This window comes from Mesorhizobium sp. M7A.F.Ca.CA.004.04.2.1, assembly GCF_004022825.1.
In the GTDB taxonomy this organism is placed as follows: domain Bacteria; phylum Pseudomonadota; class Alphaproteobacteria; order Rhizobiales; family Rhizobiaceae; genus Mesorhizobium.
The window spans coordinates 1-8551 of record NZ_RZPH01000159.1; the positions used below are offsets into that span (position 1 = coordinate 1).

At 61.7% G+C, this 8551-nt stretch carries 7 protein-coding genes; 6 read left to right on the forward strand and 1 reads right to left on the reverse strand.

Annotated features, from left to right (window positions below; all coding sequences use genetic code 11):
• The coding region (locus tag EN893_RS09970) for a MurR/RpiR family transcriptional regulator (RefSeq protein WP_164900783.1) at window positions 1–528 on the reverse strand (528 nt) is incomplete at its 3' end.
• Window positions 529–672: 144 nt separating this feature from the next.
• Here EN893_RS09970 and EN893_RS09975 point away from each other — a divergent pair.
• From EN893_RS09975 to EN893_RS10000, 6 genes are all read left to right on the forward strand, one after another.
• Entirely contained in the window at window positions 673–1491 is an 819-nt protein-coding gene (locus EN893_RS09975) for an N-formylglutamate amidohydrolase (RefSeq protein ID WP_127268308.1), read from the forward strand.
• 18 nt (window positions 1492–1509) lie between these two features.
• A complete protein-coding gene (locus EN893_RS09980; RefSeq protein WP_127268307.1) occupies window positions 1510–3072 on the forward strand; it encodes an amino acid permease in 1563 nt (520 codons plus the stop codon).
• 87 nt (window positions 3073–3159) lie between these two features.
• Window positions 3160–4530: a glutamine synthetase family protein gene (locus tag EN893_RS09985; protein ID WP_127268306.1), complete on the forward strand. Its 1371-nt coding sequence runs from the start codon at window positions 3160–3162 to the stop codon at window positions 4528–4530.
• Window positions 4531–4655: 125 nt separating this feature from the next.
• Window positions 4656–6044, forward strand: a complete 1389-nt coding sequence (locus EN893_RS09990; protein WP_127268305.1) for an aldehyde dehydrogenase family protein — start codon at window positions 4656–4658, stop codon at window positions 6042–6044.
• A 17-nt stretch (window positions 6045–6061) separates the two neighbouring features.
• A complete protein-coding gene (locus EN893_RS09995) occupies window positions 6062–7234 on the forward strand; it encodes an iron-containing alcohol dehydrogenase (RefSeq protein ID WP_127268304.1) in 1173 nt (390 codons plus the stop codon).
• Between the two features lie 242 nt (window positions 7235–7476).
• The coding region (locus EN893_RS10000) for an ABC transporter substrate-binding protein (RefSeq protein ID WP_164900784.1) at window positions 7477–8551 on the forward strand (1075 nt) is incomplete at its 3' end.

Sequence of the window (8551 nt, forward strand, 5' to 3'; positions counted from 1 at the left end):
GATCAGCCGGTCGCGCCACATGCTCTCCTGCCCGGCGAGGTGAAAGGCATCCGGCTGGATGACGGCGAGGTGGGCGGCCATGTAGCGCGCCAGCGGATCGGTGAAGCGGCCGCCGATCAGGAAGGTCTTGCCGCGCCGGTCCGCTAGCCGGGCGGCGATGTCGGCAAGCTGCTTGTCGGACAGGTGCCTGAACGTCTCGCGCATGTTGTCGAGCGTCGCTTCCAGCATCGGCGACACCGTGCCGCCGCCAGGCGAGGGCGGGTTGAGTGTCCTTGTCGCCGGCGATTGCAGTTGCGCCGCCAGTTCGTCCTGCAGGCTCGACTGGAATTCCGGATAGTTCTGAAAGCCCAGCCGGGCGACGAAACGCAGGATCGTCGGCGAGGAGACGCCCGCCGCGGCCGAGAATTCAGCGACCGTTTTCAGGCCGATCATCGGATAGTTGGCGATCAGTGTCTGGGCCGCGCGCCGTTCGCCGGCCGGCATCGTGCCGAGGCGATCGGCGATCAGTTCGGCAATGCTGGAAATCATGTTTTCCCCACCTCTGGCTCGGCCGAAGGCCTTTTCCGAGATCGCATTTGACAAAGCCGGACAAACTGTATGAAATCATCCACAGGGACGCAATGAGGCAAAATACGTAACATACGATACAGCGCTCCCCGGGGACGGCAGAGTATGGAGAAAGCACGGCCCGCCAGCCTTGCATCGTCTGATACCGTGAGGGTGACGAACCCCGCCGGATCGAGCCCATTCGTGCTGACCTGCGATCACGCCTCGAACTACCTGCCGGCCGAATTCGGCACGCTCGGCCTTGCCGCCGAGGACCTGTCGCGCCACATCGCCTGGGATCCCGGCGCGCTGCCGGTTGCCCTCCGCATGGCGCAGGCGCTTGACGCGACTCTGGTCGAAACCTGCATTTCGCGCCTTGTCATCGACTGCAATCGGCCGCTCGACGCGCCCGACCTGGTGCCGCCGGTCAGTGAGACAACGGCCATACCGGGCAATGCCGGCCTGTCGCAAAGCGAGCGGGCGGCGCGTGTCGCGTTGTCATGGCAGCCTTTCCACGACACGATTGCCGGTATCATCGACAACAGGCTGTCACATGGTCAGGAAACGCGGCTGGTTTCGGTCCACTCCTTCACGCCGGTCTACAAATCCAAAAACCGGCCCTGGCATATCGGCATCATCCACGACGAGGATCGCCGGCTGGCGGCGCCGCTGATATCGGCGCTGAAGCGGCTTGCCGGCGTCACCGTCGGCGTCAACGAGCCGTATTCGCCTGCCGACCGCGTCTATTTCACGCTGGAACGGCATGCGCGATCGCGCGGCCTGCCCTGCGCGATGATCGAAATCCGCAACGACGAAATCGCCGGCGAGACCGGGCAGCGGAAATGGGCGGATCTGCTCACGGGCATTTTTTCGGATCTGGAGCCAGAGGAGGCCGGATATTCCAGATCGCCTTCAGTCGGAAAGTCAGTTCAATCGGCCAATTAGAACCACAGGGGAATGAAAATGGCAGGACCGGATTATACGGACGTTGACAAGAAGGAGGACCTGAAGGTTCTCCACGGCATGGGCTATGCCCAGGAACTGTCGCGAAGCATGAGCCGCTTCTCGAATTTCGCGATATCGTTCTCGATCATCTGCATCCTTTCGGGCGGCATCAACTCCTTCGCGCAAGCCACATCGTCGATCGGCGGCGCAGGTGCGGGCATCGGCTGGATCGTCGGCTGCTGCGTGTCGGGCTTCTTCGCCCTTGCCATGGCGCAGATCGCCTCGGCATTTCCAACCGCCGGCGGCCTCTATCACTGGTCGTCGATCCTCGGCAACCGCTTCACCGGCTGGCTGACGGCCTGGCTAAACCTGTTCGGCCTGATCACCGTGCTCGGCGCCATCAACATCGGCACCGCTTTCTTCTTCGTTGGAACATTCGGAAGCTGGTTCGGCATCACCGGCACGCCGGGCGAAATCGTCGGGTTTGTCGCCTTCATCACCGTGCTGCAGGCGCTGTTCAACCATTTCGGCATCAAACTGACGGCAATGCTCACCGATGCTTCGGGCTTTCTTATCCTGGGCGCAACAGCAGTGCTGATCGTGGCCTGCCTGGTGTTCGCACCGGCAATCGACATCAGCCGGCTGTGGACGTTCACAAACTATTCAGGCGATGCGGGCGGCGGTGTTTTTCCGCAAACCGACTCCATGATGTACCTGTTCCTGCTCTGCCTGCTTCTGCCCGTCTATACCATCACCGGCTATGACGCCTCGGCCCACACCTCCGAGGAGACCGTCAAGGCAGCACACTCCGTTCCGCGGGCGATCATTTCGTCGGTGCTGTGGTCGTCTCTGATCGGCTGGGTGATGCTGTGCGCAATCGTTCTCGCGATCCCGGACCTGGCTGCCGGCGCCAAGCAGGGCTGGAGCGTCTTCTTCTCGACGATGGACGCGATCCTGCCCGTGTGGCTCAAGGAGCTGCTCTATCTCGCCATCCTGATTTCGCAGTTCCTCTGCGGCCTGGCCACCGTGACCTCGGCTTCGCGCATGCTGTTTGCCTTCTCCCGCGACGGCGGCATGCCCGTTGGCTCCGCGGCTCTCGCCAAGGTCAACCCGACCTGGCGCACGCCGGTCAATGCGATCTGGACGGCCGCGATCCTCGAAATCCTGTATGTGTTCCTTGCCCAGTTTATTTCGATCGGCGGCACCAACATCTACACCATCGTCGTCAATTCGACGCTGGTGTTCCTGTTCCTGTCGTTCACAATCCCGATCGCACTCGGCATGGTCGCATTCGGCACGGCCAAGTGGCCTAATCCTGGCCCGTGGAACCTGGGCGCCGGACTGTTCAAGCTCTTCTGTGCGCTGTCGATTGTCGGCATGGTGATCATCTTCTACATCGCCATCCAGCCGCCGAACGACAAGGTGCTTTACATCACCATAGGCTTCATCTTGCTGACCGCCGTGCTTTGGTTCGGTTTCGAGAACCGCCGGTTCCAGGGTCCGCCGATCGGTGATCAGATCGCCAAACGCCAGGCCGCGATCAGGGCAGCCGAGGTGGCTATCGGCGAAGCTGGCGCCTGATATCGCCCTATATGGCCATGGCCGGCCTCGCGCCGGCCATGGCTACGTTTATCCCTTTCAATCGACAAGTGCTGGAGTGCCAAAGGAATGGCCGGAAATTTCTCGTTCGATCAGTTGAAGAAAGCGGTCTCCAGCGGTGAGATCGACACCGTGCTGGCCTGCATCGTCGACATGCAGGGACGGCTGGCGGGAAAACGCTTCCTGGCGCAGTACTTCGTCGATTCCGCGCATGACGAAACGCATGGCTGCAACTATCTGCTGGCCGCCGACATCGATATGGAGCCGGTGCCGGGCTATAAGGCGGCGAGCTGGTCGAAGGGCTATGGCGACTTCGTCATGAAGCCGGATCTGGCCACGCTGCGGCGCATTCCCTGGCTGGAAAAGACCGCACTCGTGATCTGCGACGTGCTCGACCACCACACCCATGATGACCTGCCACATTCGCCGCGCGCCATCTTGAAGAAGCAGGTCAAGCGGCTGACGGAGCGCGGCTATATAGGCTATTTTGCTTCCGAGCTTGAATTCTATCTGTTCAACGAGACATACGATTCCGCCCGCAAGAAGCACTGGCAAGGTCTCGATACCGCATCGCCCTATATCGGCGACTACCAGATCGGTATCACCACCAAGGAAGAGGGCGTCATGCGCCGGCTTCGCAACGAGATGGAAGCGGCCGGCATTCCGATCGAGAATTCCAAGGGCGAGTGGGGTCCGGGTCAGGAAGAGATCAATGTGCGCTACGCCGAGGCGCTCGACATGGCCGACCGTCACGTCATCCTCAAGAACGGCGCCAAGGAAATCGCGGAGTCCGAGGGCAAGGCGATTTCGTTCATGTCCAAATACAATTACGGGCTCGCCGGCAATTCCAGCCACATCCACAATTCGCTGTGGAGCGCCGACGGCAAGACGCCGTTGTTCTTCGATAAGGCGGCCGACTGGACGCTGTCGACGCTTGGCCAGCAATGGGCCGCCGGCCAGCTCAAATACGCCAAGGAATTCACCTGGTTCCTGGCGCCCTACATCAACTCCTACAAGCGCTTCCAGGCCGGCACCTTCGCGCCGACCAAGATCATGTGGAGCGAGGACAACCGTACCGCCGGCTTCCGCCTGTGCGGCGAGGGCACCAAGGGCATCCGCATGGAATGCCGCATCGGCGGCGCCGATCTGAACCCGTATCTTGCGTTCGCAGCGCTGATCGCCGCCGGCCTTGCCGGCATCGACGAGAAGCTGGAATTGCAGAAGCCGTTCGTCGGCGATGCCTATCAGGCATCGCGCCTGCCGGAGATTCCGAAGACGCTGCGCGATGCCACCGAGACGCTTGCGAAGTCGAAGATGCTCAAGCAGGCGCTCGGCGAGGATGTGCTCGAACATTATGTCCACACCGCAAAGTGGGAGCAGCTTGAATACGACCGCCGCATCACGGATTGGGAACTGCACAGAGGGTTCGAGCGGTACTAGGTATCGACGGTTCGTCGGCGCCCCTTCACTCTTACCCTCTCCCCGTGGGGGAGAGGGTGCCGGCAGGCAGATGAGGGGCAGTGCCAGGCCATACGATTTTGTTGTAGAATACGAGGACTTACAAAATGACCGAGACGGTCAAACTCATATCCCCCATCGACGGTTCGATCTATGCCGAGCGACCGATCGCGACCGACCAGGCGATCAATGCAGCGGTGGAACGCGCCAAGGCGGCGCAAGAGAAATGGGCTGAGACGCCGATCGTCGAGCGCGGCAAGTACATGCTCGCCATGCTGGAAGCGCTGGTCGCGATATCAGACGAGATCGTGCCGGAGATCGCCTGGCAGATGGGGCGGCCCGTACGCTACGGCGGCGAGTTCGGCGGCGTCAGGGAACGCACCACCTATATGGTCGAGATCGCCGAGCAGGCGCTCAAGTCGGTGCCTGCCTCCAACCCGAAGGACGGCTTCCGCCGTTATGTGAAGAAGGACCCGCTCGGCGTGGTCATGGTGATCGCGCCGTGGAATTATCCCTATCTCACCGCCGTCAACACCATCGTGCCGGCGCTGATGGCCGGCAACACCGTCATCCTCAAGCATGCGGCGCAGACGCTGCTGGTCGGCGAGCGCTTTCAGCAGGCGTTCGACAAGATCGGCCTGCCCAAGGGCGTGTTCCAGAATGTCGTGCTCAATCACGCCCAGACCGAAAGGCTGCTCGGCTCGGGAAAGATCGACCATGTCAATTTCACCGGTTCGGTCGGCGGTGGCCGCGCCATCGAAAAGGCGGCGGCCGGCACCTTCATGACGCTCGGCCTCGAGCTGGGCGGCAAGGATCCGGCCTATGTGCTGCCGGACGCCAAGATGGATCATGCGATCGCCAATCTGGTCGACGGCGCCTTCTACAATTCCGGCCAGTGCTGCTGCGGCATCGAACGCGTCTATGTGCACGAAAAGGTCTATGACGAATTCGTCGAAGGCTTCATCGCCGAGACCAAGAACTATGTCGTCGGCAACCCGCTCGACCAGGCGACGACGATGGGACCGATGGCGCAGGCGCGCTTCGCCGATCTGATCCGCGAACAGAAGGCCGAAGCGCTGCGCAAGGGTGCCAAGGCGCACATCGACATGAAGGTGGCTAACGACAAGGCCGGTTCGCCTTATCTGGCACCGGAAGTGCTGACAGAAGTCGATCATCAGATGAGCGTCATGCGCGAAGAGAGCTTTGGCCCGGTCGTCGGCATCATGAAGGTGCGTAACGACGAAGAGGCGATCGCTCTGATGAACGACAGTCCTTACGGGCTGACGGCTTCGATCTGGACCCGCGATACCGAGCATGCCGTCGCGATCGGCAATCGGGTCGAGACCGGCACGGTGTTCATGAACCGCTGCGACTACCTCGATCCGGCACTGGTCTGGACCGGCGTCAAGGACACCGGCAAGGGCGCGGGCTTGTCGGCCATCGGCTATGACAATCTCACCAGGCCGAAATCATTCCATCTGCGCGAAGCCATCTGATTTATTGAAAGACAAAAATGTCCAAGCTGATCTCCAAATGGAACTACCCCACCACCGTCCGCTTCGGCGCCGGCCGCATCAAGGAATTGCCTGAGGTGCTGGCGGCCACCGGCATCAAGCGGCCGTTGTTCGTCACCGATCCTGGACTGGCGAAACTGCCGGTCGTCGCCTCGACCCTAGAGATCCTCGACGATGCGAAGGTCCCTTACGGCGTTTTCTCCGAGGTCAGGCCGAACCCGGTCGAATCCAACCTGACCGCCGGCATCGCCGTGTTCAAGAAGGGCAAGCATGACGGCGTCATCGCCTTCGGCGGCGGCTCGGCGCTCGATCTCGGCAAGCTGATCGCCTTCCAGGCCGGGCAGACGCGGCCGGTGTGGGATTTCGAGGATGTCGACGACTGGTGGACGCGCGCCAATTCGGATGCCATCGCGCCGATCATCGCCGTGCCGACCACCGCCGGGACCGGATCGGAGGTTGGCCGCGCCGGCGTCATCACCAATGAGGCCACGCACACCAAGAAAGTCATCTTCCATCCCAAATTGTTGCCGGCTATCGTCATTGCCGATCCGGAGCTTTCGGTCGGCATGCCGGGCTTCATCACCGCCGGTACCGGCATGGATGCGCTGGCCCATTGCCTCGAAGCCTATTGCGCGCCCGGCTACCATCCGATGGCCGACGGCATCGCCGTCGAAGGTGTGAGGTTGGTCTTCGAGAACCTGCCGAAGGCCTATGCCAACGGCGGGGATCTCGTTGCGCGCGCCCATATGATGAGCGCCGCCGCCATGGGCGCCACCGCCTTCCAGAAAGGGCTCGGCGCCATCCATTCGCTGTCGCACCCGGTCGGCGCGCTCTACGACACCCATCACGGCATGACCAACGCGGTGTTCATGCCCTATGTTCTGGCCTTCAACCGGGACTCCATCGAGGAGCGTATCGGCCGGCTCGCCGCCTATTGCGGCATCAAGGGCGGCTTTGACGGCTTCGCCAAGGCGATCATCAAGCTTCGCAAGGAACTGAAGGTGCCGCATGCACTGCCCGGCCTTATCAAGGGGCTCGATATGGACAAGAAACGTAAGATGCTGATCGCCGATATGGCGGTGGTCGATCCGACTGCCGGCGGCAACCCGGTCAAGCTGACCAAGAAGGCGGCGCTGACCTTGCTCGAAAACGCCATCGCCGGCACGGTCTGAGGCGTTTTCCGCGCCGCAAAGTGATCTGAAAAGGGGCTATGAAAACAAGGGGGAGGATGACGGGCAAGGCAAAAACTAGTTAGCCGGAAAAAGAATCGCGGAGCGATTGCTACATCAGGTTAAAAAGAGTTTACTTTTTCGCACTGCGAGCAGCCGCTTTCACAAAGCTTTCATCTGGCTGTCACATGAAAACGATACCGCATCGCAGGCGTCCAACGGCGTCAGTTCAACGGAGAGAACACATGTTCAAATTCACGGGGAAAGTGCTTTCCCTTTCGGCCGCGGCGCTTTTCGCGTCGACGGTGATTTCGTCCGCGGATTCGCTGGACGATCTCGTCAAGGCCGCCAAGGCGGAAGGCCAGCTCACCACCATCGCGCTGCCGCATGACTGGTGCGGCTACGGCGACGTCATTGCAGGCTTCAAGGCGAAGTATCCGGAAATCACCGTCAACGAACTCAATCCCGATGCCGGTTCCGGCGACGAGATCGAGGCGATCAAGGCCAACAAGGACAACAAGGGCCCGCAGGCGCCCGACGTCATCGACGTCGGCCTGTCCTTCGGCCCGACCGCCAAGGCCGACGGCCTGATCCAGCCCTACAAGGTGTCGACCTGGGACTCGATCCCCGACAGCGCCAAGGATGCCGAGGGCTTCTGGTACGGCGACTATTACGGCGTGCTGTCGTTCATGGTGAACAAGGATCTGGTCAAGGAATCACCGAGCGACTGGGCTGACCTCTTGAAGCCGGAATTCGCCAACGCGGTTGCTCTTGCCGGCGATCCGCGCGCCTCGAACCAAGCCATCCAGGCGGTCTACGCTGCAGGCCTTTCCGGTGGCGCTGCAGCCGGTGAAGCCGCCGGCACCGCTGGCCTCGACTTCTTCAAGAAGCTCAACGCCGCCGGCAATTTCGTTCCGGTCGTTGGCAAGCCGGCAACCCTCGCCCAGGGCCAGACCCCGATCCTGATCAACTGGGACTACAATGCGCTCGCCGGCCGCGACACGCTGAAGGGCAATCCGCCCGTCGACGTCGTCGTGCCGAAGACCGGTGTCGTCGCCGGCGTCTACGTGCAGGCGATCAGCGCCTACGCGCCGCATCCGAACGCAGCCAAGCTGTGGATGGAGTACCTCTACTCCGACGAAGGCCAGATCGGCTGGCTGAAGGGTTATTGCCACCCGATCCGCTTCAACGATCTCGCCAAGAATGGCAAGATCCCGGCGGACGTGCTGGCAAAGCTGCCTCCGGCGGAATCCTATGCCGCAGCAGTGTTTCCGACGCTCGACGAGCAGGGCAAGGCCAAGGAAGCGATCAGCAAGAACT

Bases quoted from the DNA above. Each gene is read 5' to 3' on its own strand.
- EN893_RS09975 (WP_127268308.1), top strand. From the start codon at position 673: ATGGAGAAAGCACGGCCCGCCAGCCTTGCATCGTCTGATACCGTGAGG.
- EN893_RS09980 (WP_127268307.1), top strand. From the start codon at position 1,510: ATGGCAGGACCGGATTATACGGACGTTGACAAGAAGGAGGACCTGAAG.
- EN893_RS09985 (WP_127268306.1), top strand. From the start codon at position 3,160: ATGGCCGGAAATTTCTCGTTCGATCAGTTGAAGAAAGCGGTCTCCAGC.
- EN893_RS09990 (WP_127268305.1), top strand. From the start codon at position 4,656: ATGACCGAGACGGTCAAACTCATATCCCCCATCGACGGTTCGATCTAT.
- EN893_RS09995 (WP_127268304.1), top strand. From the start codon at position 6,062: ATGTCCAAGCTGATCTCCAAATGGAACTACCCCACCACCGTCCGCTTC.